Origin of the sequence: Trinickia sp. NRRL B-1857 (genome assembly GCF_050470685.1) — a bacterium.
Lineage (GTDB): Bacteria > Pseudomonadota > Gammaproteobacteria > Burkholderiales > Burkholderiaceae > Trinickia.
Window position 1 is genome coordinate 3,682,491 of record NZ_JBFLUK010000001.1, and the last position, 22,927, is coordinate 3,705,417.

The 22,927-nt window shown below is 65.6% G+C and carries 23 protein-coding genes; 13 read left to right on the plus strand and 10 right to left on the minus strand.

Annotation, left to right across the window (positions count from 1 at the left end; translation table 11 throughout):
* Nucleotides 1-333: 333 nt before the first annotated feature.
* Entirely contained in the window at nucleotides 334-2,070 is a 1,737-nt protein-coding gene (locus AB1286_RS16410; protein WP_430365096.1) for a S10 family peptidase, read from the plus strand.
* 52 nt (nucleotides 2,071-2,122) lie between these two features.
* Here the strand turns inward: AB1286_RS16410 and AB1286_RS16415 are convergent, their stop codons facing one another.
* The gene (locus AB1286_RS16415) at nucleotides 2,123-2,905 is read right to left on the minus strand and encodes a sulfite exporter TauE/SafE family protein (protein WP_430364256.1); all 783 of its coding nucleotides are present in this window, start codon (nucleotides 2,903-2,905) and stop codon (nucleotides 2,123-2,125) included.
* A 283-nt stretch (nucleotides 2,906-3,188) separates the two neighbouring features.
* Here AB1286_RS16415 and AB1286_RS16420 point away from each other — a divergent pair, with 283 nt between their 5' ends.
* Nucleotides 3,189-4,259: a glycosyltransferase family 4 protein gene (locus AB1286_RS16420; protein WP_430364257.1), complete on the plus strand. Its 1,071-nt coding sequence runs from the start codon at nucleotides 3,189-3,191 to the stop codon at nucleotides 4,257-4,259.
* A gap of 3 nt (nucleotides 4,260-4,262) precedes the next feature.
* On the opposite strand, the gene AB1286_RS16425 is transcribed toward AB1286_RS16420, so the two are convergent.
* Nucleotides 4,263-5,738 carry a sodium:solute symporter family protein gene (locus AB1286_RS16425; protein ID WP_430364258.1) on the minus strand — a complete coding sequence of 492 codons (1,476 nt, stop codon included), beginning with the start codon at nucleotides 5,736-5,738 and terminating at the stop codon, nucleotides 4,263-4,265.
* Nucleotides 5,735-5,950 carry a DUF3311 domain-containing protein gene (locus AB1286_RS16430; RefSeq protein ID WP_430364259.1) on the minus strand — a complete coding sequence of 72 codons (216 nt, stop codon included), beginning with the start codon at nucleotides 5,948-5,950 and terminating at the stop codon, nucleotides 5,735-5,737. Before AB1286_RS16430 ends, AB1286_RS16425 begins: the two co-directional genes overlap by 4 nt.
* Before the next feature lie 411 nt (nucleotides 5,951-6,361).
* On the opposite strand from AB1286_RS16430, the gene AB1286_RS16435 reads away from it, so the two are divergent.
* From AB1286_RS16435 to AB1286_RS16445, 3 genes are read left to right on the plus strand one after another with little or no spacing between them, the layout of a single operon-like run.
* Nucleotides 6,362-6,955 (plus strand): RNA polymerase sigma factor, encoded by a 594-nt coding sequence (locus AB1286_RS16435; protein ID WP_430364260.1) that lies wholly within the window; start codon nucleotides 6,362-6,364, stop codon nucleotides 6,953-6,955.
* A 29-nt stretch (nucleotides 6,956-6,984) separates the two neighbouring features.
* Complete coding sequence (locus AB1286_RS16440; protein ID WP_430365097.1) at nucleotides 6,985-7,425, plus strand: hypothetical protein; 441 nt, start codon at nucleotides 6,985-6,987, stop codon at nucleotides 7,423-7,425.
* Nucleotides 7,422-7,937, plus strand: coding sequence for a periplasmic heavy metal sensor (locus AB1286_RS16445; RefSeq protein WP_430364261.1), 516 nt, complete (start codon nucleotides 7,422-7,424; stop codon nucleotides 7,935-7,937). Before AB1286_RS16440 ends, AB1286_RS16445 begins: the two co-directional genes overlap by 4 nt.
* 24 nt (nucleotides 7,938-7,961) lie before the next feature.
* On the opposite strand, the gene AB1286_RS16450 is transcribed toward AB1286_RS16445, so the two are convergent.
* The gene (locus AB1286_RS16450; RefSeq protein WP_430364262.1) at nucleotides 7,962-8,447 is read right to left on the minus strand and encodes an aminoacyl-tRNA deacylase; all 486 of its coding nucleotides are present in this window, start codon (nucleotides 8,445-8,447) and stop codon (nucleotides 7,962-7,964) included.
* A gap of 187 nt (nucleotides 8,448-8,634) precedes the next feature.
* On the opposite strand from AB1286_RS16450, the gene AB1286_RS16455 reads away from it, so the two are divergent.
* The 4 genes from AB1286_RS16455 to AB1286_RS16470 all read left to right on the plus strand — a co-directional run bounded on the left by AB1286_RS16455 (nucleotide 8,635) and on the right by AB1286_RS16470 (nucleotide 11,979).
* The gene (locus AB1286_RS16455; protein WP_430364263.1) at nucleotides 8,635-9,012 is read left to right on the plus strand and encodes a YbjQ family protein; all 378 of its coding nucleotides are present in this window, start codon (nucleotides 8,635-8,637) and stop codon (nucleotides 9,010-9,012) included.
* Nucleotides 9,013-9,139: 127 nt separating this feature from the next.
* The gene (locus tag AB1286_RS16460) at nucleotides 9,140-10,522 is read left to right on the plus strand and encodes a DUF1800 domain-containing protein (RefSeq protein ID WP_430364264.1); all 1,383 of its coding nucleotides are present in this window, start codon (nucleotides 9,140-9,142) and stop codon (nucleotides 10,520-10,522) included.
* A gap of 3 nt (nucleotides 10,523-10,525) precedes the next feature.
* Nucleotides 10,526-11,674 carry a DUF1501 domain-containing protein gene (locus AB1286_RS16465; RefSeq protein WP_430364265.1) on the plus strand — a complete coding sequence of 383 codons (1,149 nt, stop codon included), beginning with the start codon at nucleotides 10,526-10,528 and terminating at the stop codon, nucleotides 11,672-11,674.
* Between the two features lie 71 nt (nucleotides 11,675-11,745).
* Nucleotides 11,746-11,979, plus strand: a complete 234-nt coding sequence (locus AB1286_RS16470) for a YXWGXW repeat-containing protein (protein ID WP_430364266.1) — start codon at nucleotides 11,746-11,748, stop codon at nucleotides 11,977-11,979.
* 22 nt (nucleotides 11,980-12,001) lie between these two features.
* On the opposite strand, the gene AB1286_RS16475 is transcribed toward AB1286_RS16470, so the two are convergent.
* From AB1286_RS16475 to AB1286_RS16490, 4 genes are all read right to left on the minus strand, one after another.
* Entirely contained in the window at nucleotides 12,002-12,721 is a 720-nt protein-coding gene (locus AB1286_RS16475; protein WP_430364267.1) for a Crp/Fnr family transcriptional regulator, read from the minus strand.
* On the minus strand, nucleotides 12,718-13,395 hold the full coding sequence (locus AB1286_RS16480; protein WP_430364268.1) for a 2-hydroxychromene-2-carboxylate isomerase: 678 nt from the start codon (nucleotides 13,393-13,395) through the stop codon (nucleotides 12,718-12,720). The genes AB1286_RS16475 and AB1286_RS16480 overlap by 4 nt, the downstream gene beginning before the upstream one ends.
* 47 nt (nucleotides 13,396-13,442) lie before the next feature.
* The gene (locus tag AB1286_RS16485) at nucleotides 13,443-14,123 is read right to left on the minus strand and encodes a CoA-transferase (RefSeq protein WP_430364269.1); all 681 of its coding nucleotides are present in this window, start codon (nucleotides 14,121-14,123) and stop codon (nucleotides 13,443-13,445) included.
* An 82-nt stretch (nucleotides 14,124-14,205) separates the two neighbouring features.
* Nucleotides 14,206-14,982: a CoA transferase subunit A gene (locus tag AB1286_RS16490; RefSeq protein ID WP_430364270.1), complete on the minus strand. Its 777-nt coding sequence runs from the start codon at nucleotides 14,980-14,982 to the stop codon at nucleotides 14,206-14,208.
* Between the two features lie 316 nt (nucleotides 14,983-15,298).
* Here AB1286_RS16490 and AB1286_RS16495 point away from each other — a divergent pair, with 316 nt between their 5' ends.
* From AB1286_RS16495 to AB1286_RS16510, 4 genes are all read left to right on the plus strand, one after another.
* Nucleotides 15,299-16,504, plus strand: a complete 1,206-nt coding sequence (locus AB1286_RS16495; protein WP_430364271.1) for a paraquat-inducible protein A — start codon at nucleotides 15,299-15,301, stop codon at nucleotides 16,502-16,504.
* On the plus strand, nucleotides 16,501-17,811 hold the full coding sequence (locus tag AB1286_RS16500; protein ID WP_430364272.1) for an MlaD family protein: 1,311 nt from the start codon (nucleotides 16,501-16,503) through the stop codon (nucleotides 17,809-17,811). The genes AB1286_RS16495 and AB1286_RS16500 overlap by 4 nt, the downstream gene beginning before the upstream one ends.
* On the plus strand, nucleotides 17,808-18,386 hold the full coding sequence (locus tag AB1286_RS16505) for a PqiC family protein (protein WP_430364273.1): 579 nt from the start codon (nucleotides 17,808-17,810) through the stop codon (nucleotides 18,384-18,386). Before AB1286_RS16500 ends, AB1286_RS16505 begins: the two co-directional genes overlap by 4 nt.
* 179 nt (nucleotides 18,387-18,565) lie before the next feature.
* A complete protein-coding gene (locus AB1286_RS16510; protein ID WP_430364274.1) occupies nucleotides 18,566-21,262 on the plus strand; it encodes an ATP-binding protein in 2,697 nt (898 codons plus the stop codon).
* A 15-nt stretch (nucleotides 21,263-21,277) separates the two neighbouring features.
* Here AB1286_RS16510 and AB1286_RS16515 read toward each other — a convergent pair whose 3' ends face one another.
* Nucleotides 21,278-22,243 (minus strand): anti-sigma factor family protein, encoded by a 966-nt coding sequence (locus AB1286_RS16515; RefSeq protein WP_430364275.1) that lies wholly within the window; start codon nucleotides 22,241-22,243, stop codon nucleotides 21,278-21,280.
* Nucleotides 22,230-22,871: an RNA polymerase sigma factor gene (locus AB1286_RS16520; protein WP_430364276.1), complete on the minus strand. Its 642-nt coding sequence runs from the start codon at nucleotides 22,869-22,871 to the stop codon at nucleotides 22,230-22,232. The genes AB1286_RS16515 and AB1286_RS16520 overlap by 14 nt, the downstream gene beginning before the upstream one ends.
* Nucleotides 22,872-22,927 lie beyond the last annotated feature (56 nt).

Consider the following 22,927-nt stretch of genomic DNA (forward strand, 5'->3'; position numbering starts at 1 on the left):
AGAGCTTCGTGCCGCGTAACGGCGGAATACATCATATTAAAGATAGATATTAGGTTTTATACGGAGCGCCTAGGCTTCGGGGATTCGTATTGCCTGAATCATCGATTATCAAAGAAAAGATTTAATGGCCCGTCGATTAACGCGGATTCGAGAGCGCATCGAGTCGTGTCGGCTATGTCGAAGTCGAGCTGCACAGGCCGCGCACGAAATCGATGCGGTTAGAGATCGGAACACGCGTTTCAGGCGGTGGTATCCGAGGTGGTTCTCATAGAGGCGGTAAAAACCATGAAGAAACTTGGGTTGTCGAGAAGCGACGCGGCGTCGAACGGCGCAATGCCCGGTACGTGGGCTCCTATCGCAGCCGCGGCCCTCGCGGCGGTCTTGCTGGCCGGCTGCGGCGGCGGCGATTCCTCGCCCGCGGGCGGTGGCGCCGCGGCCAATTCCGCGAATTCGCCGGCCGCGGGCGCCGGCGCGGCTTCGAGTCCGAGCGCGGCGACGCCGCAGGCCGATCAAGCCTTGACGGACACGGACGTCTACGGCACCGGTCCTAACGATTCCGTGGCAGATTCGACTGAGGGTGTTGCCGTTTCTCACCACTCGGTGACGATCGGCGGCAAGACGATCGCCTATACGGCGCGCGCGGGGCATTTGACGACGATCGATGCATCCACGTCGCAGCCCAATGCGAAGATGTTCTACGTCGCCTATACGGCCGACAACCCGGATCCCACGAAACCCCGCCCCGTTACGTTCTTCTACAACGGCGGCCCCGGCTCTTCGTCGGTCTATCTCTTGCTGGGTTCGTTCGGGCCGAAGCGGATCCAATCGTCGTTTCCGAATTTCACGCCGCCGGCCCCGTATAAGCTGCTCGACAACCCCGACAGCTTGCTCGACCACTCCGATCTCGTGTTCATCAATCCGGTCGGCACCGGGTATTCGGCGGCGATCGCGCCGTTCAAGAACAAGGATTTCTGGGGCGTCGACCAGGACGCTCACTCGATCGATCGCTTCATTCAGCGCTACTTGACGCTCTATAACCGCTGGAACTCGCCGAAGTTCCTGTTCGGCGAGTCGTACGGCACGGCCCGCAGCGCCGTGTTGTCGTGGGTTTTGCACGAGGACGGCGTCGAGCTGAACGGGATCACGTTGCAGTCGTCGATTCTCGACTACTCGAATGCGGAGAGCGCGGTGGGCCTGTTCCCGACGTTGGCCGCCGACGCCTTCTACTACAAGAAGGACAGCATCACGCCGCCGCCGACGGACCTGAACGCCTATATGGATCAGGTCATGCAGTATGCGACGAATACATTGATCCCCCTCGAGCAAGCGCCGAATCCGGCCGACAGCGGCTTCGTCAATACGCGGCTGAACATGACGTTGCCCGTCGCGCAGCAGATGCAGCAGTACCTAGGCGTCGATCCGATTACGCTGATCCAGGAGTACGGCAACCCGGCAGGCTTCGGCAACTTCTTCGGTACGCTCGTTCCGGGCATCGCGATCGGCCAGTACGACGGTCGCGCAACGTCGATCAATACGGGGATCGGGCCGTTCATTTTGCCGAACGCGGGCAGCAACGATCCGTCGATCACCAACGTCGCGGGCGTGTATACGGTGGAGTGGAACGACTACCTGCGTAACGGCTTGAAATACACGTCGACTTCGTCGTTCGTCGATTTGAACGATCAGGTGTTCAACGGCTGGGACTTCAGCCACATCGATCCGACGGGTGCGGCCAAGGGCGGCGGCAATACGCTCTACACGGCCGGCGATCTGGCCGCGACGATGACGCTGAATCCCGACTTGAAGGTGTTCTCGGCGAATGGGTATTTCGATGCGGTCACGCCGTTCTTCCAAACGGCGCTGACGCTTGCGAGCATGCCGGTCGATCCGTCGTTGCAATCGAACATCATGACCCGGCGCTATCCGTCGGGCCACATGATCTATCTCGACAACGGATCGCGTACGGCGATGAAGGGCGACTTGGCGAAGTTCTACGACACGGTCATGGCCAATCGTCCGGCGATGATGCGTGTGCTGAACCGTCAACACCCGCCGGCCGGCGCGAAGTAACGCCGCTGGGCGCGCGGCGGCGTGGCCGATCTTTCGGCTGCGGCGCCGCGCGTCATGCCCAAGCGAGTCGAGCGCCCACCAGCACGAGCACGGCGGCCAGCAGATTGCGCAGCAGTGACTCGGGCGCGCGGGCGGAGAGGTGGCTGCCGAGCGCGATGCCCGGCAGCGAGCCGATCAATAGCGAAAGCAGCATGGCCACGTCGACCGAGCCGAGCAGCCAGTGACCCATGCCGGCCACGAGCGTGAGCGGGACGGCGTGGGCGATATCGGAGCCCACGATGCGTGTAATTGCCAAGGCAGGATAAAGCAGCAGCAAGACGGTAACGCCGATCGCGCCTGCGCCGACCGAGGTCAGCGATACGAGCGCGCCGAGCACGGCACCTGTCGCCACGGTGAGCAGTATCGTTTGCCCGGGGCCGACGCCGCGCGGCGTGCGCGTAGCGAACGCGGCGAGTTTGGGCCGAAATACGAGGGCGATCGAGGTGATCAAAAGCGCGATGCCCAAGACATGTTGAATCAACGACATCGTCGCCTGCGAATGCAGGCCGTAGTGCTGCAATAGCCACAGCGTGGCCGCGGCGGCCGGGACGCTGCCGCACGCGAGACGACCCGTCACGCGCCAATCGATCGAGCCTTTCAATCCATGCACGAGCGTGCCCGTCGCCTTGGTCACGGCGGCGTAGAGCAAGTCGGTGCCGACCGCGGTTGCCGGATGGACGCCGAAAATCAACACGAGCAACGGGGTCATCAACGAGCCGCCGCCTACACCGGTCAATCCGACGAGAAAGCCGACGCCGAGGCCGGAAGCGGAGTACATGAGGTTGATGTGGGGCATGAGCGTCGCGCGATCGAAGGCGGCGCTTAAGGCCGCGGAAGACAAGTGCCCGATTGTATGCGTGAGGGGTAAGCTTCGTTAGAATCAAAGGCCATATCGTTAGAACATTTGGCGATAACCACGTCCTGTGCGGCCGAGCGGGGCGCGCCGGCCGATAGCGACTACAAGATGGCGTACGAGGACAAGCGGGAGCGCGATACCTTTCGCTTGTTGCTTTCGTCCGTTGCTTCGTCCATTGCCGCGCCGCTCGAGTCCTGCCACTCGCGTTGCGTGGCTCATCGTCATGCGCATCCTCCAATTGTTGCTCGCGCCGCGGCTCTCCGGCGCGGAAGTGCTCGTCAAGGGGCTCGCGATCGCGCATCGGCGCGATGGCCATGCCGTCGGCATCGCCTCGTTATTGCCCGCCGAGGACGATTTCGCCGACGCGGCGCGCGAACTCGCGGCCCATTGCGTGGTATGCCGGTTTCCGGCGCGCCGGCACGAACACTTGGCGCGGCTCGCGTTCCTATACAGAACCGTCCGGGAATTCGCGCCCGATATCGTGTTCGCGCATACGACGATCCCCGCGCTCTACGCGCGCGCGTTGCCGCTTCGCGTGCCGATCGTATTCGTCATGCACTCCGGTATGAACGACTTCACCGAGAACCGCTGGCTACGCTGCGCCGAGCAGCTGCTATCGCATCGAGCGAAGGCCCTGGTCGGTGTCTCGCAGCGCAACGTGGAGCAGTACGCGGCGACCATCGGCCTGCACGGCGCATCGTTCGTCGTGCCGAACGGCGTCGACGTCGGCCGGTTTCGGCGCGCGGCGGGCGCAAGCGGCAAGGCTTTGCAACGACGCGAGCGGCGCATCGTGCAGGTGGGTCGCTATATGCCCGAGAAGGGGCAGCTTCAGACCGTGCGCGCATTCGGCGAGATGCTTGCGCGGGCGCCGGACGTGGGCTTGCATTTATGCGGCGTCGTCGAGGACCGGGATTACTACGCGCGCCTCGTCTTGCTCGTGCATGAGCTCGGGATCGGCGCGCGCGTGGAACTGGAAGGCCCGCGTTCGGACGTACCCGATCTCCTTGCGCACGCCGATGTCTTCGCGATGCCCTCGCATTTCGAAGCGCACAGTATCGGCTTTCTCGAAGGTCTCGCGTCGGGCGTGCCGATCGTTGCAAACGCGATCGAGGCCTTTGCGTTCGCGCGCGGCTATCGGGGGGTGCGTCTAGTCGATACGACCGACGCCGCGCAATACGGATGCGCGCTTGTCGATGCGCTCGGCGAGCCGCGCTCGGTCCGTCCGCTCGATGGGTTGACGCTGGATGACACGGCTGCGCGATATCTGGAGATCGCGCAGCGCGTGCTTGCTTGAACGTTACAGCGTGCGGGCTTGGGAGTGCCCGGCGGGGCGAGGCTGCGTCAGGGCGCTGACCGCGACGAGCACGACGATGTTCAGGACCAGCGCGACGAGCCCGATGTTCACGTCCTTGAGCTTGTCGGGCAGGAACGGGAACCATTGGCCGATGCTGGCGTGCGTGAGCGTCGTATAAGCGACGACGGCCACCCCCGCGACGATGCCGGCGAATGCGCCTTGCTTGGTGACCCAATTGCGCGCGGCCAGGCTCGTCAGCACGGCCGGGAACAACTGCGTGACGAAGCTGTAGCCCATCAGCAGCAGGGCCACGATCGTCTCGCCTCCGCGCAGCGTGAAGAAGACGGCGATAAGCGCGATCACGGGCACGAGCAGACGAGCCAGTTTTGCCACCGTCGCATCGGTCGCCTGCCGGTCGACCGCGCCGCGATAGACGTCGTTCGCGAGCAGCGTGGCGGCGGCGTTCAGGATCATCGAGCCCGGCACGAGAGCCGTCAGTACGCCCGCCGCGCCGATCACGCCGATGAACCAGGGGTCGAACGCTTGCAGCGACAGATGGAACAGGGACAAGTCGATATCGCTGCCCTTCAGGCCCGGCACCTTCAGCGTGGCCGCGAAGCCGACGAAGAAGACGAAGAGCAAGATCAACTGATAGAGCGGCAAGACCGCAGCGTTGCGGCGGAAAATGCGATCGTCGCGCGCCGTATAGATCGAGCCGAACGTATGCGGCCACATGAAAAAGCCGAGCGCGGTGAGCAGTACGGTCGACTGGAACCATACGACGCTCGAGCCCTTCGCGGGGAACGTCAAGAAGCCGGGCTTGGCCGTATCGATGGCATGGAACATCGGCGAGAAGCCGCCGTAGAAGTGCAGCGGCAGGTAAACGCCGAGGAAGACGACGATCGCGAGAATCATCAAATCTTTCATGACCGAATTCCAGGCCGAGCCGCGCACGCCCGAGACCGTGACGTAAAGCGTCACGACGATCGCGCCGATCCAAATCGCGGCGCTCGGCGAGATTGCACCGTAGGACGCCGTGGTGACGATGATGCCGAGTCCCTTGAATTGCAGGACGAGGTAAGGCACGAGGGCGACGACGTCGACGATGGCCACGAGCACGCCGAGCGCGGGGCTCGCGTATTTGCTCGAGAGAAAGTGCGGCTGCGAAACGAGGCGATGCGCTTTCGCGTAGCGCCAAATCGGCGGCAGCAGCCAATACGAGAGGATGTAGGCGAGCGTCGCGTACGAGAGGATGTAGTAGGCTGCGGCGCCTTTGCCGTAGGCGAAGCCGCTGCCGCCGAGGAACGTGAAGGTCGTGTAGATCTCGCCGGCCATCAACAGAAAGACGAACGCGGTGCCGAAGCTGCGTCCGCCGACCGACCACTGCTCGAGGTTCATGTCGTGGCCGCGGCGGGCACGCACGCCGAGCCCGAGGGCGACGAGCGTGACGGCGGCGATGATGAGAAGCGCGCTACTCATGACCGAGCCTCCTCGGTGCCTTGCGTACCGGCGCGATTGGTCGGGTCGAGCTTATAGATCACGGCCATGATGACGGCGCTCATGACGACCCAAAATACGATCCAAGCCAGCACGAGCGGCATGCCCATCACGAGCGGCTCGACGCGATTGACGAACGGGACGCCGAGCAAGATGCCGACGAACGGCAGCACGGCGAGTAACCGAAGAACCATGAAAGACACTCCTTCCGAGGAAACGCCGGGCCGCCCCGCGTTTGCCTCGCCCTGTCGCCTTTCTCGAGGCGACAGATCTGGGGCGTTCGCCATGCGAGGCGGTGGTGGGACTGCGGTCTAGCGATCCGACTCTATGCCGTTTCCGAGCGCGCCGTAAACAATTTCAAAAAAATGTGCGATGAATGCCGCGCATGTTGCGGTAGCCTGCCGAGCAATGCGACGAGCGCGCGACGGATTTTTGCCGCAGCGCCCGTTTAAGGATTGAACCGGTGCCAAGGCGCCGGAAAACGAAGCGTGGACGAGAACGATGAGGACGGGCGTGCAGACGGTGGATGACGAGGGCGCGACGATTTTGCGGCGGCGCCGCATCGATTCGGCGGTCGCGTGCCGCGCGAACGGAGAAAGCCTGCGTTGAGCGAGCCCGACTTCGATCCCGATGCCGAACTGATTGCACGTGTGGGGCGCGACGATGCTTCGGCGGTTCGTCAATTGGTGGCGCGCAAGTTGCCGCGCGTGCTTGCGCTTGCCGCGCGCATGCTCGGCGACCGCATGGAAGCACAGGATGTGGCTCAGGAGACGTTCGTGCGCGTTTGGAAGCAAGCGCCGCATTGGCGCGAGGGCGAAGCGCGCTTCGATACCTGGTTGCACCGTGTGGCGATGAACTTGTGCTACGACCGGTTGCGGACGCGGCGTGACACCGTCGACGAAGAGGCGGCCGATCGGTTGACCGAGGAGGCCGTGCCGTCTGCCGGCGAACCCGAGGCGGCGCTCGAAGCACGCCAGCACGGCGAGCGGGTGCGCGCCGCGCTGGCGGCGTTGCCGCCGCGTCAGCGCGAGGCGCTCGTGCTGACCTATTACCAGGAGCTTTCGAATGCGCAAGCGGCCAGCCTCATGGGCTTGAGCGTGGATGCGCTCGAAAGCTTGCTGGTCCGCGCCCGGCGCGGCGTGCGCGCCCAGTTGGCGCCGCGCGAGCCCGAAACGGCTTCCGCCCGGCGCAAACGATGAACACTAGCAAGGATCGATCGATGACGACGATGACTTCCCAACGATTCGCGCAGATCGTCGAGGCATACGGCGCCGACCCGCGCCGCTGGCCCGACGACGAACGCGGTGCGGCATGTGCATTCGTACAGGCGCATCCGGCCGAGGCGCAGCCGCGCCTTGCGGCTGCTGCCGCCCTCGACGCGGCTTTGGCCGCCGATTCGCTCGAACCGGCGAGCCGTTCGCTGCAACGCCGCATCGTGGCGTCGGCAAATGCGCCGGGCGGCCGGTTCGCACTCGGATGGCGACCCGCATGGCGTTGGCTGCCGGGGGCCGCGTTGGCGGGCGTCGGCCTGGCGGGGCTCGTGGCCGGCGCCGTGGCGATGTCGTTCCTGATGCTGGGCGGCGAGCGGCCGAGCGCCGCCCACGAACCCTCGTATTTGTCGACGGCGTTCGGATTCGACGCCGCGGGTGCCGAAGGGAGCATCGAATGACGACACGCGCGGTCAAGGCGCTTTGCGTCGGCTCTCTCGTACTGAACGTGTTTCTCGTCGGAGCCATCGCCGGCGGCACCTACCGATGGTTCATCGGCCAACGCACGGAAAGCGCGGCGACGAGCGCGCGGCCCGCCGCCCCGCAGGCGCTGCGCTTCGCGGCGCAAGGGCTTTCGCCCGAGCGCCAGCAGCAGTTTTTCGACGCATTGAAGCAGGCGCGGCGCGACGCAAAGCCGCTCGCGCAGCAGGCGCGCGAGGACAGGCGCGACGTATTGCGGCTCGTGGCGGCGCCGCAACTCGATCGGCAGGCGCTCGACGGTGCGCTGGCGAGTACGCGCCGTGCCGACGGTGCGCTGCGCGAGCGCATCGAGGCGGCCGTCGCCGATTTCGTCGCGACGCTGACGCCGGCCGAGCGCGTCACGTTCGCGCAGGGTTTGACGCTGCGCGGGCAATGGCGGCAACCGCCCGAGAAGAAACCGCGCGTGCCCGGCGAAGCTTCGGATGCCCGCTAGGAGGCGATGGCGAATTCGCCGCAGCTAGAGCGAGATGCCCTGCATCCGATGGGCGAAGCGGGCGCGCTCGGCGCGATCCATCAAGGCGAGGAATTGATCGGTCTGCATATGAATCAATTCTTCGTGATCGCCCGCCTCGAAATAAACCTCGGGCTGCTGCGCAAGGGTTTCGTCGAGGTAGGTGATCATGCCGTACTCCGTACATACAGGCGGCACGGCCCCGGGCTCGCAGTCCTTGAACAGCTCGCGCATATCGGTTTCGCTCGCGAGCGTCAGATGGCGCCCCGTCATCTCCCAAATCTCCGAGAGCCGGACGGCATGCGTCGACGGCAGGACCGCCGCGACATAGCCTTGCTCGTCTTCGAGCAAAACCGTCTTGGCCAGACGCTCGCCCGGCACGTGCGCGGCCGAGGCCGTTTCGATACTGGAATGGCTGTACGGGTGATGTAGGACGTCGTAGCGGCAGCCCTTGTTCTGTAGGCATGCCTCGAGGGTGGCAGACATCGACATGGCGGACCTCCGTAGGAGGAAAGAGCGATCGAACCGCGCTCGGCGGGTGCAAGGCACGAGGCGAGGGCGGCGTTCTCATAGAATAGGCCGTTTGCGCGCGGCTGCCCAACCTGTCGTGACCCGATGACGCAATCGCACCATGGCGCGCCGGGCGAAACGGCGGCCGGAAAAAAGGAGAACAAGCAACATGAACGATTCGCTTTCGTCTTCGCACCGCTCGCAGCGCATCGCGCGCGAGTACGTCACGACGGCGCTCGAGGTGCCCGGTTGCCGGATCGAACGCTCGCTCGGTGTCGTACGCGGCATCGTCGTGCGCTCGCGCTCCGTGATCGGTGCCGTCGGCGCATCGTTGCAGACGCTCTTCGGGGGCAACATTTCGCTCTATACGTCGCTCTGCGAACGGGCGCGGTCCGATGCCTACGAGCACATGGTCGAACACGCGGCGGAACTCGGCGCGAACGCCGTCATCGCCATGCATTACGATGCCACTGAGATTGCCGCGGGCGTGACCGAAGTCCTCTGTTACGGCACGGCGGTGCGGGTGAGACCCACGAGCGCGGGATGACGCGCGAGCGGCGGCGCGCGGGTAAGTCGCCGTTTCGCGAAAATTTTTCCCTCGCTGCGACGGGTGATGGAGCGGCGCTGCGTTTAATCAGCGTACCGATGCCAAATCGATACCCAACGAGGGGAACATGACCGATTCACCGCATCTGAGCGAGGCGGCCATTGCGCTGAACCGCTTCGGCCTCGGCGCGCGCGCCGAAGAGCCGCCGCCGCCCGACGCCAAGGCGTGGCTGCTTGCCCAATTCGATCGATACGATCCGAAGCCTGCCGCGTGGGCGCGACAGCCGGACTCCGAGTCCGTCGCGCAGGAACTCGGCGCGGCGCGTCAGCAGGTGGCGAGCGGTGCCGATCAAGACGCCAAGCTCGCGGCCAGGAAAATGTTGCGCGAAGAGGTGCGCGACACCTATCGCGATGCCGTCGACGCACGCGTGCAAAGCGCGCTGGCGACCGATACCCCCTTCGTCGAACGGCTCGTCCATTTCTGGAGTAATCACTTCGCGATTTCGACGGAGAAGCCGCAAGTGGCCGCGCTCGCGGGCGACTTCGAGACGGAGGCGATTCGCCCGCACGTCTTGGGCCGCTTCGAGGATATGCTGCTCGCCGTCGAACGGCACCCGGCCATGCAGGTGTTTCTCGACCAGGCGAACTCGGTCGGACCCGACAGCCGCGCGGCGATGCGCGCGGAGGCGAAAGGGGCGAAGCGTGGGCTGAATGAAAATCTCGCACGCGAAATCATGGAGCTGCATACGCTCGGCGTACGCACGGGCTATACGCAAAGCGACGTAACCGAGTTCGCGCGCGCCTTGACGGGCTGGAGCATCGTGGGCCCCAAGGGTGTCGGCGGCGCGCCCGGCAGCTTCGTTTTTCGCGAGCCGATGCACGAGCCCGGCGAACGCACGATCATCGGCCGCACCTACGCGCAAGACGGCGAGGCCCAAGCGCGAGCGGTACTGCACGACCTCGCGGCGGCGCCGGCCACGTCCAAGCACATCGCCACCAAACTCGCGCGGCATTTCGCCGGCGATAACCCGAGCGCCGCGCTCGTCGGGCGATTGGCGCAGGCATTCTCATCCAGCGGAGGCGATTTACCCACCGTCTACCGGGCGCTCGTCGCCTCGCCCGAGCCGTGGGCGAGCCGGCCCGTCAAATTCAAAACGCCGTGGGACTGGACGCTGTCCACGCTGCGCGGTCTCGGCGCGAACGAGATCGGCGGTGCGAAGGCAGCACCGATCTTGACCCAGCTCGGGCAACCGGTTTGGCGCCCCGGTTCCCCGGCCGGCTACGACGACATTGCCGCCAGTTGGGCCGCACCCGATGCGCTGATGCGGCGCGTGGAACTCGCGCAGCGCATTGCGGCGCGCCTCGGCGACCGTGTCGATGCACGAGTGCTTGCTCCGAAACTGTTCGCGGACTCGCTCGATCCGGCCACGGCGCTCGCGATCGCGCGCGCCGAAAGCGCTCAGACCGCACTCGCGCTGCTACTCGTGTCACCCGATTTCCAACGGAGATGAGCGATGATGTCTCGCCGTCAATTTCTTAGCGCCACGGCCGCGGGTGCCGGCGCGCTGCTCGTCGCGCCGCGGATGGTGTTCGCGAGCGTTCAATCGGATCGCCGTTTCGTGTTCATCATCCAGCGCGGGGCCGCCGACGGTTTGCATATCGTCGTGCCGTACGCCGAGCCGGCTTATGCGACGTTGCGCGGTCCGATCGCCGTCGACGCGTCGAGCGCGACGCGGCTCGATGGGACCTTCGCACTGCATCCTTCGCTCCAGCGCACCGCCCAGTTCTATGCCCAAAAGCAGGCTATGTTCGTTCACGCGGTCGCCACGCCCTACCGCGACCGCTCGCATTTCGATGGACAAAACGTGTTGGAGACCGGCGGCAACGCGCCTTATAGCCTGCGCGACGGTTGGTTGAACCGGCTCGTCGCGCTCGTCGGCCCGAGCCGCGCGCAAGCGATCGCATTTGCGCCTACTGTCCCGCTCGCGTTGCGCGGCAAGCTCGACGTGGCGTCGTATGCGCCGTCGGCATTGCCGAACGCATCGGACGACTTGCTCATGCGCGTGGGGGCCCTCTACGAGCACGATGCGCAATTGGGTCCGTTATGGCAATCCGCGATGGCGGCCCGCGACATGGCGGGCGGCGAACGCGCGCGCGGCGATGCCGCCGGCATCGGCAAAGTCGCGGCCAGCTTTCTCGCACGGCCCGACGGCCCTCGCATCGCGATGATCGAGACGCTCGGCTGGGATACGCATAGCGGGCAAGACCCGCGCTTGAAAGCGCAACTCAAAGCGCTCGACGTAATGCTAGGCGCCTTGTGCGACGGCCTCGGCCCGGCGTGGGACAAGACGACGATCGTCGTGGCGACGGAGTTCGGCCGGACCGCGGCGGTCAACGGCACGGGCGGCACCGATCACGGCACCGGCACCGCGGCGATGCTCATGGGCGGCGCGGTGCGCGGCGGACGCGTGCTGGCCGATTGGCCCGGATTGCGTCCCGCCGATCTCTACCAAGGGCGCGACCTGCGCCCGACGCTCTCGCTCGACGACCTCATCGCCGGCGCCGCGAGCGAGACGTTCGGTCTCGATCCGCATCGCACGGCAGCGACGCTTTTCCCGGAGGCGAAGGGCGCGCGGCCGGTGACCGGACTCGTCACCGCCTAACGGCCGGTGAGGGCATTCGTTTTTTTCAACCCGTTGTATCGCGTGGTTTCGCGCGTTTGGAGATGTGTTACATGACGATTCGTTTTGCGTTCCTTCGCCCACGTGCGTCGTTGGTACTCGTTGCATCGGTCGCGGCCGTCTCGCTGTCGGCCTGTGTCGTCGAGCCCGCACGGCCGCCTCGGCCCGAGCCGCTCGTCGAGGTCGCGCCGGCGGCGCCTGCGCCGGGCTATTACTGGGTGAAGGGCCACTACGTTTGGCGCCATGCGCGCTGGGAGTGGATCCGCGGCCATTGGGCGCTGGATTGACGAGGAGCGGCAACGACGGCGCTTAGGCGCCGTAGTTGCGCAACCGTTCAAGGTCGACGACGGTGATGCCGCCATATTCGAGCCGGACGACACCGTCGCGCTGTAGCGCCTTTAGCGATTGATTCGCGACTTGGCGCGTGATGCCCGACAGCAAGCCCAATTCTTCCTGGGTGATCTCCAAGTGGTCGCCGCCGCCCGGATAGAGGACAGGATTGAAAAGGGATGCGACGCAGCGTGCCAGACGCGGCGTCGCGTCGAGCATCCGGTCGTACTCGAGTAGCGCCATGAAGTGGCCGAGGCGCTCGTTCAATTGGCGTACGAGGAAGCGATTGAATACGACGCTGTGCTCGACGAGCCACATGAACGTCGCGCGGTCCATGAAGGCCATGCGCGTGTTGCGCAGCGCGACGATGTCATAGCGTCGCGGCTCGTTCTTCAGTACGGTGCCTTCGCCGAACCAGCCGCCGGCCGGTACGCCCGTGAAGGTGACGCTGCGTCCTTCGCGCGAGACGGTGCCGACTTTCACAAGACCGGCGACCACCCCGGTCCAGCTCTCGAGCACGGTGTTTTTCGGGCAGATGCAAGCGCCGCGCGCGAACGTTCTCTCGACGATGCCCGCGCAGGCCCGCTCGGCTTCGTCCTCGGGCAAATCGATCGACCACGCCGCGATATGCGCGAGCCTTGCGCGGCCGATACCCGGGCGGCCGTCGTTAGCGTCGCAATCGGTGCGGCGCGACGTCATCGGTCCACGCTTGGCACGGCGGCCGATGAGCCGCGCTGCACACCGATGGGCAACTGGCTCACGCGCCGTGCCTCGGGCGATTCGAGCCAGGCGTTCGATCCGACGCACTCGACGAACAGCGCCGTAGCGTCTTCTCCCCAAAACAAGTCACCATCCAAGGCAAAGGTCGGCACCCCGAAGACGTCGAGCGAGATCGCTCGCTCGGTATTGCGCCTGAGCGTTTCCTTGACGCTCGGCGCCTCGACGGCCTGCACGCCTTCGGGAAAACCCATCGCCTCGCACAGCGCCGCGAACCCTTCCGGCGAAGCGACGTCTCGGCCGTCGCGCCAAATGTGGCGGAAGATGCCGCGGATCACCTCGAGGGAGCCGCCCATCGCAATCGCCAGCCGCAGCGCTTTGATCGGATTGAACGGATGCGCGGGCGGCATTCGATATTCGATCCCGAGCCGCTGCGCGCGATAAAGCGCTTGCCGATAGGTGAATACGCGCTTGGCCGCGATTTCCGCCGGACCTTTTTGGCCCCAGTGATTCAACAGCGCGCCGAGCACGATCGGCTTTGGCTCGACGGTCAACGTGGCGGGGAGCGTCTCGAACTGCTCGATTTGCAAATACGCGAACGGCGAGACGAAATCGAAGAACCATTCGGCGGTGCGCCCGAGCGCTGGCGTAGACATCGATGAAATCCTCACGAATCGGTGATGGGCGGATGGACCGACAGCGGTCAGGCCGCCACGGTGCGCAGCTCGGGCGAAACGGCGAACGGTGCGGCCGTCATTGCGCGCACGTCGTCGAGTGTCGCATGCGAAATGATTTCGCGCAGCATGAGTCCGCTTTCGGCGACGTCGAACACGGCGTGTTCGGTCACGATGATCTTGACGCAGCCGCGGCCGGTCAGCGGCAGCGTACAGCGGGGCAGGATCTTGGAGCGGCCGTGTTTGTCCGTGTGCGCAAGCGCTGCGATGACTTTGGGCGTGCCGTGGCACAAGTCCATCGCGCCGCCGATGCCGGGCCACCATTTGCCGTTGCGCTCGCAGGCCCAATTGGCGAGATTGCCGAGCGCATCGACTTGCAACGCGCCGAGGATCGTCACGTCGAGATAGCCGTTGCGCATCGCGCCGAGCGAGGTCGCCAAATCCATCAGCGCGGCGCCGGGCGGCAGCACGATCGGCTCCGTGCCGGCATTCGTCATGTCGCTATCGACGTCGGCAAGCTTGGCGGCCCCGGCGAAGCCGAATGCACCGTTTTCGGTGTGCAGGATGACGCCGGCGTCGGGGTCGAGATAGTGCGCCGTCAGCGTCGGAATGCCGAGGCCGAGATTGACGACTTCGCCCGCATGCAATTCCTGCGCGCAGCGGGCGGCGATGCGATGTTTCGCCGATGCGAGGGGGGCGGGGCTCAGCATGATGTCTGCTCCAAGGCGTTGGACGCGTTCGGGCTCGTTGGCGAATCGCGCCGTTCGAAGAGAGGTAGGAGGTCGAGGGCGGCTAGGCCGGCTCGGTTGCGTCGGCATCTCGCGGCAGGCGCCCGAGTTTGGCCCATTGCGCCTGATAGAGCGCGTGCTGTGCGTTAAGCGTGAGGCCTTGCACGACGGCGTCGACGAATACGCCCGGGCAGCCCACGCGTTCGGGTGCAATCGTGCCGACATCGACGATTTCATTGACTTCGACGACGGTATAGCGGCCCGCCATCGCGATATCGCGCTGGTTTTGCAGCGACGTGCCGCGAAACTCCACGTTGCCGAACGTATCGGCCCGCCAGCCTTTGATGATCGATACGTCGGCCGTCAACGGACGCTCGATGAAGAATGCTTGGCCGTCGAGCTCGATTTTTTCTTTTGGCGCGGAACGTGCCGGGAAAACGCCTGGTTGGTCGAGGATGCCGATCCCCACGGGAATGAGCACGCCGCCTAGGCCCATCGCGCCGGCGCGGACTTTTTCCGCCCATGTTCCCATCGGAAAGAACTCGGCGACGCGTATGGCATCGGCCAAGTAGGCCGCGGTCGATTCGTCCGTGGTGCCGACATGCGTGCCGATGAACTCGCTGAGCTGCCCCGACGTGAACAGTTGCGCCTTCAAAAAGCCGCCGCGCAATCCCGGCGTATTGGCGATCAGCGTGAGATCGGCGATGCCGCTTGCCAGCAGCGCTTCGATACAGCAGGCCGCCTCGCCGGCGCCGACGAACTCGCCGAGCATGAGGCGCATGCCCGAGCGCAGCGGCTCGAGCGCGTCGTCGATCGATTTGACTTTATTCGGGTATCGCATCGCTGTCTCCGTCTCCGTCTCTTCTCGTACGTAGGTGCGGAACGAAAATACCGGCATCGCCGCTTGGCGCGCCTCTCGGCACCTATGGCGACGCGGCCTTCGCCAACCGCTGCGGCGCAGTGTAGGCGCGTGCAAGTGCGGAGGTTGTCTTCTGGATGACAGTTGCCGGCGGCCGTCGGGTACGCGGCGTGCTTACCTGGATTTGTCCTATGTCCCCGTTTTAGGGGTAACGCGTACTGACGAGGCGGGCCTGCATGATGATGGGTAGTTTCCGGCGGTTTCTTTCGGCGCGGCGCCGCTCGGCGCCCGAGACGGCATGACGATCGGCTGCCCCGAATGCGGTGCGCTTGCCGATACGTCGGCGCTGGCCAGGCGTGCGCTCGCGCGTTGCCGCGTTTGTCACTATCCGCTCGAGCGCGCCAGCGGCCGCTCGGTCGCGGCGGCCTTGGCCTGCTCGCTAACGACGTTCGTCTTATTGCTGCCGGGCAATCTGTCGCCGTTGATGACCGTGCATATGCTCGGCGCCGAGCGTTCGGCCGAACTCGGTTCGGGCATCGTCGTCATGTGGCACCAGCACTTCGAGTTGTTGGCCATCGTCTTGGGTTTGACGGGAATCGTGCTGCCGCTGGTCCGTTTTGCTGCGCTGTCGGCCGTGTTGGCGACCGTACTTTGGGGTTGGCGCCCGCGCTGGCTCGGTCGCTGTTATCGCTGGGCGTTGTGGCTCGATGCCTGGGCCATGCCCGACGTCTATTTGATCGGTTGCTTCGTCGGTTATACGCGCGTCACGCAGGAGCTCACGGGCTCGATCGATGCGGGCGGCTACTGCTTCGTCGCGGCCGCCTTCATGTCGATGCTCACGCGTGCGACGCTCGATCGCCGCACGGTCTGGCGCGCGATCGCGCCGGAGCGGCAAGTCGTGCCCGGCGAGCGCGTGCTCTCGTGCACGGCGTGCGATCGCGTCGCGCCGGTGGAGCACGCAGGGCGGCCGTGTCCGCGATGCGCGCTCAAGTTGCGCAAGCGCAAGCCCGATGCGCTTGCGCGGGCGACGGCGCTCAGCGTGGCTGCGTTCGTCCTCGCGTTTCCCGCGAACTTTTATCCGATGACGATCTCGCATCAACTCGGTCATGACGTCTCGCATCGGATCATCGACGGTGTCTCCGAGCTGTTCGAGGCGGGGCTTTGGCCGCTAGGCATCCTGATCTTCGGCACGAGCATCGCCATTCCGTTCATGAAGCTGGCGGGAATGGCATGGCTTGTCGCCTCGGTGCTGCGCCGATCCGACCGGCACTTGCGGACGAAGACATTCCTGTACCGGCTCATCGACGAGTTGGGGCGCTGGTCGAACGTCGACGTCTTCACGATCGCCGCTTTCGTCCCGCTGATCCGTTTCGACGGCTTGGCCGACGCCCGCCCGGCGGACGGCGCCACGGCATTTGCCCTCGTGGTCGTTCTGACGATGGCGGCTTCGCGTGCGTTCGACCCGCGCCTCATCTGGGATGCCGCTCAAGCGAGGCGCACGTGAACGAGCCCGTCGTGAAGCGCACCGAGGCGGCCGATCTGCGGCGCACCCGCTGGCCGGGATGGATTTGGGCCGTGCCGATTGCGGCGATCGGCGTGGCGGGCTGGCTCGGCATCCGCGCGCTCGTGCGCGGCGGAGAAGACGTGACGATCGTGTTCGACAATGCCTACGGCATGAAGGCGGACGACACGGAGGTGTCGCTGCACGGCGTCAAAGTTGGGGAGGTGAGAGATGTCGCGCTCGACCCCGACGGCCGCCATGTCGACGTCACGGCGGAAATTCGCCGCAGCGCCAAGCCTTACTTGCGTTCGGGGACGCGCTTTTGGGTCGAGGGCGCGCAGTTCGATTTCAGCGATCCGTCGTCGGCCAAGGCCTTGGTCGGTGGGCCCGAGATCGTCATGGAGCCGGGGCAGGGCGCATCGACGCGGCGATTTCAGGGGGCCGATCGTCGCTACGCGCTCGGCGCGGCGGCCGTGAAGTACGTCGTCCGGTTTCCCGGTGCCGTGGGCCAGCTCGATCAGGGGGCGGCCGTCCGGCTGCGCGGCTTCCGCGTCGGCGAGGTCGATCATGTCGCGCTGCATTACGACGCGCGCACGGGCACGCTCGACACGCCTGTGGAGATCGCGCTCGATCCGACCCAACTCGGGTTGCCCGACGGCATCAAGCCGGCCGACGGCAACTGGCGTCCCATCGTCGACGACATGCTGCGGCGTTTGATCGCCACCGGACTGCGCGCGCGCCTAACGCAAGATCCGCCGCTCGTGGGGTCGCACGTGGTCGCGCTGGATTTCGTGCAGGGCGCGCCGAGCGCGACGCTGGCCGCCCGCGACGGCGAAATGCAGATCCCGAGTGCGTCCTCGGGCGATATCGACGCAATCCTGGCGAAGACCGACGACATCATGTCGAAGGCCGATCGGGTCATGACGAAGATCGACGCTTTGCCGATCGAGCAAACGGGCGACGACATTCGCCATATCACCGCGCAGATCCGGGCCCTATCGTCTTCGCCGCAGCTCGCCGATAGCTTGAATCACCTCGACCGGTCGGTGGCGCAGGTGGATCGCACGTTGAACGAGGTGTCGCCGCAGATCGGACCGCTCGTGACGCAATTGCGGCAGACCGCGCGCGAAGCGGATAGCGCGGTAGCGGCGGCGAATCGGACGATCGGAGGCGATCCGATGCGGCAAAACGATTTTCCCGAGGCTTTGCGCGAGTTGACGGACATGGCGCGCTCCGTGCGCGCGCTCGCGGAATATCTCGATCGGCATCCCGAGGCGCTCGTGCGCGGTAAGGGAGGGAAAGGACAATGACGCCGAGAACGACGATCGCGGCTATTTGCGCGGCGGCGCTGGCCGCTTGCGGCAGCAGTCCGCCTACACGATATTTCTCGCTCGATGCAGTGGCGCCCGCCGCGCCGGTTGCCGCATCGAGCATGCCCCCCGTTCAATTGGGTGCCGTGCGCGTGCCGGCCGCGCTCGACCGGCCCGAAATCGTCGCGCAGGATGCGCGATATCAGCTCGCCATTCGCGAGAACGACCATTGGGGTGCGCCGCTCGCGCCGATGATCCGGCATACGCTCGCGCAAGATTTGCTGACGCGATTGCCGCCCGGCTCGTTTGTTTTACCGGGTGCCCCCGCGCCCCCCGGGGCGCGCGGCATTGTCGTGACCGTGCTCGACTTGCGCGCGAACGCGAACGGCCGGATGACGTTCGAGGGCAGTTGGACATTGACCGCCGGCGAACCGGCCGCAGCGGTGATGACGCAGGAAGTGTCGCTGAGCGAGCCGATGCCGTCCGCGGCGTCGCCCGAGATCGCCGATGCGCTGAGCCGAGTGCTAGGACGATTGGCCGATCGCATCGCGGCGACACTCGCCTGTGCCCGTTGAACGATAGGACGAGCACGGCCGCTCATCCTCATACGCGCTTCCTTGGGTCCGAAGCTTGCTGCCCCGGATCGTAGGGGCCGCGCCTGCGGCCTATCATCGGACGAAATGTCTCCGCTCTTACCCGGGCGGGATTTCATTCCCCCGAACGCGCGGCCATGGCGCCGCGAGGAATCGCGTTTATGGCGGTAGCCGGACATTCTTCTTATTCGCACGGTCATGTTGACGGCCACTTCGTTCGCTTCTACGAGGCTCAGTCGTCGCTAGTCGACGAAGTGGCCGAGTTTGCCGATCGTGCGCTACGCCTTGACGGGCATGCGATCGCGATAGCCAAGTCGGAGAATTTGGCCGCGCTGGCAGCGCGGCTGCGTGGGTTTGGGCGCGCCGATAGCGCGGCGGCGCAGCATTCCGGGCGGCTCGTCATGCTCGATGCCGAGCTCACGCTCTCGCGCTTCATGGTCGACGGCTGGCCCGACGAGGATCGTTTCTTGTCGTCGGTCGGCGCCGTGGTGGCTCACGCCGCGCAATCGGGCGGAGGCCCGGTCCACGCATTCGGCGAGATGGTGGGGCTGCTTTGCGAGCGCGGCGAATACGAAGCGGCGCTGCGTCTAGAGGGGCTGTGGAACGCGCTCGCCGGCCGCTATACGTTCACGCTCTTTTGCGCCTATTCGCAGGCGCTTTTTGCGGGCGCCGAACAAAGCGCCTTATTCGAACACGTATGCGCCGCGCATACCCACGTTTTGCCGAGCGAATTGCTGACAGGCACGGACGAGACGCAGGCGCACCGGCTCGTCGCGTTGTGGCGGCAGAAGGCGATGGCGCTCGAGCGCGAAGTCGAGCGGCGTGCACAAGCGGAGGCGGCGCTCGTGCAGCGCGAGCGCGAGTTGGCCGATTTCGTCGAAAACGCAGCGGAAGGTCTGCATCGCATTGCGGGCGACGGCACGATCGTCTGGGCCAACTCGGCCGAACTCGATCTGCTCGGCTACGACCGCGACGAGTACGTCGGGCACCACATCTCCGAGTTCTACGCGGAGCGAACGGCGATCGAGACCATTCTGGAGAAACTGGCGGCCGGCGAGACGATACGAGACGAACTCGTCCGGCTACGCTGCCGCGACGGCAGCATCAAGCACGTTCTGCTGCATGCCAATGCGATGTTCGATAACGGCAAGCTGCTCTATACGCGCGGCTTCACGCGCGACGCGACCGACCGGATCAAACGTCAAGCGGCCGAGCGTCAGCGCGACGCCTTGTTCATGAATGCGCCCGTTGCGGCCGCGTTGCTGAGCGGGCCGACGCATGTCTTCGAACTGGCGAATAGACGTTTTCGCGAGTTGGCGGGTTATGTCGAATTGGCGGGCCGCCGTTATGCCGATGTGTTCCCCAAAAGCCAACACGGCGGGGAAATCGGCGCACTGTTGGGCGCGGTGCTCGAACGCGGCGAGCATCGTGTGCGCGAGGACTTTCGTATCGACATGACGCGTCCCGACGGCGCGTTCGAGCCGCGCTACTTTACGTTCCATTTCGAACCGTTGCGCTTGGACGGAGACACGGTGGAAGGCGTCATCGCGGTGGCCGTCGAGGTTACCGAGCAGGTGCGGACCCGGGCGCGTTTCGAGAAATCGCATGCCGAGCGTGAACGCCTCGTGGCCGAGTTGCGCGAGGCGAGCCGAGCCAAAGACGAATTTTTGGCGATGCTCGGCCACGAGCTTCGCAATCCGCTGTCGCCGATCGTGACCGCGTTGCGGTTGATGCGCATGCGTACCGAAGGCGGTACGGTCCGCGAACAGAACATCATCGCGCGGCAAGTCGATCACCTCGTGCGGCTCGTCGACGACCTGCTCGACATCTCGCGTATCACGCGCGGCAAGATCGAACTGAAAAAGCAGACGGTGCGCGTGGCCGATGTCCTGACGAACGCCGTCGAAATGGCGAGCTTTCTGATCGAGCGGCGCGGGCATCGACTGACGCTCGAAGTCGATCCAGATCTCGTCTGGAATGCCGATGCGACGCGGCTCGCTCAAGTCGTGTCCAATCTGCTCACGAATGCGGCGCGCTACACCGCGCCGGGCGGTCATATCGAAGTGGCGGCCAAGCGCGAGCGCAGCGGGATGATCGGGGTGAGCGTTCGCGACAACGGCGTGGGTCTGGCCCCTGACGTCTTGCCCCGGGTGTTCGATTTGTTCTTCCAGGGCAAACGCAATCTCGATCGTGCCGAAGGAGGCCTCGGGATCGGCTTGGCCCTGGTGAAGAACCTTGTCGAAATGCATGGCGGTAGCGTCCATGCGACGAGCGATGGAGCGGGGCTCGGTAGCACCTTTGTGATTCGCGTGCCGGGCGGGCGTCGGGCCGTGGCAAACGCCGCGGGTGCCCCCGGCTCGCTATGCCTGACGGACGAGACTTCGGCAAACGATCCCGGCGGCCCCTCAAACCGCGCCGAGGTCCGTGCCCTCCATACGGGGTGCGAATGGGTCGCACAGCCCGAGATTGCCGGGCGGCGCGTGTTGCTCGTGGACGATAACGTCGACGGCGTGCAGGCGCTCGCGGAGCTCTTGCGTGAGTGCGGACACCGAGTCGAGGCCGTCTACGATCCGGTATCGGCGTTGCGGCTCGTGCCGCGCTTTGCGCCCGAGCTGGCCGTCGTCGATATCGGATTGCCGGGCATGGACGGCTACGAACTCGTGCGCCGGTTGCGCGCGGAGCACGCGAGCCGCGATTGCCTGTTTATCGCCTTGACCGGATACGGCCAAGATGCCGACCGCCAGCGTAGCCGCGCGGCCGGCTTCCATCACCACTTCGTCAAGCCGCTCGATCCGGCGCGCTTGCTGAAGCTCATCGATACCCTCACGCCGCGCACCGATACGAGCGCGGCATATTGAGGGCCGGCGCCATGCTTATCCGGGATTCGGCTGCGCAGACGGCGGCCGATTCAAGCGTGCCGTCAGCGTTTCGCGCAACCGCTGGAGCACGGCGGGTTCGGCGTCGCTGACGGCCCACCACGACATCCCTTGATCGCGCCAATTCGCGAGGGCGTAGCCGTCGCTCGTCAAACCGGCCGATGCCGCTCGCGCTGCCGCTGCCGTTTCCGGCATGACGTACACGTCGATGATGTGCTTGCGATAGCGGTAGACGAGCACTGCGACTCGATGGTGGCCGATGTAGTCGAGGCGGCCGCCCGTCAGTGCGAATCCTTCGTCGGCAAGGTCTTCGACCGGCGGCGCGTAGTCGATCCGGCCGTTGAACCACGGCTTGACGGTGTGCTGATCCGACGAAACCACGTCGATGTCGTGTCCCGATAGCTGCGCGCGAACATGGCTTGCGACGAGTTCGTCGACCATTATCGTGCCCGCGCTATTGGGCCGGTGCATGACCAGCGCGACCCCAGTGGCGAGCACCAGCGCGACCGCGGCAGCGGCAAGGCCCGTGGGCCAGGCGATTGCGGTGGCTCCGCCGCTCGTCCCGGGCCTCATCGGCGCGCCCCGAGGGGGGCGCCATGCGGGCCACGCCCATCCCAGTACGCCACGCCCGCGAGGCTTATCGCGCGTCGGCGCGATGGGCGCGGGGCGGCTCGGTGTTGTCGCCGCTTCCGGCGCGGCATGGTCCAGGCTTGCTTCGTCTGCCGCAAACGCCGGGGCAGACTCGACGTTCGGCAACGCGGCGAGGATGCGCTCGCGCAGTGCATTGGGCGCGCGATAGTATTCGGCGGCTCGAGTCGCGTCGCTGACCGCTCGCAGCATTTGCGTTTCGCGCCGGCACCGCGCGCACTGCGCCAGATGAGTCTCGATACGTAGCGCCTCGGCGGCCGACAGTTCGCGATCGATCGCGGCACCGAGGAGCGGGCGAGCTTCATTGCAGTCCATCAGGGCTCTCCTTGGTGGTCGTGTGCGCACCGGCGCGGCCCTCGTCGCGCAACGGTGCGAGCAATGCGGCCAGCTTGTGCCGTCCGCGTGCGAGGCGCGACATCACCGTGCCGATCGGCAAATCGGCGATGGCCGCAATGTCGCGGTAGCTCATGTCCTCCAACTCGCGCAAGATCAGCACCTCGCGAAATTCGACGGGCAACTTTTCCAATGCCTCATGCACGAGCCGCGCGTGCTCGCCTTGCAACATTAGTGTTTGCGGGTCGGCAAAGGCCGACGACGTTTCGTCGAAGATGCTGGTTTCGTCGAGATCGTCGTCGAACGGGGCGAGCTCGAGGCTGTTCGCGCGTCGACGCCATTCGGTGTACCAAGTGCGGCGGACGATGGCGAGTAGCCACGGCCGGGCGTTGTCGCCGCGGAACGAGCCGAAGAACCGAAACGCGCGTATGAACGCTTCCTGAACGATGTCGTCCGCATCGCCCGCGTTGCCGCTGAGCCAACGCGCGAGGTTATACGCCGCATCGAGATGCGGCAGCGCCAGTTGCTGAAAGCGGCGGCTCAACTCGGCCTCGCTTGGCGCGGCATGCGGCGCCGGTGCGGCGTTGGCGCGTTTTTCGGTTTCGGCCACCGGGGTCGCCTCCATGGTTGACCGCTGCGATACCGACGATGCGTCGAGTTTATTCC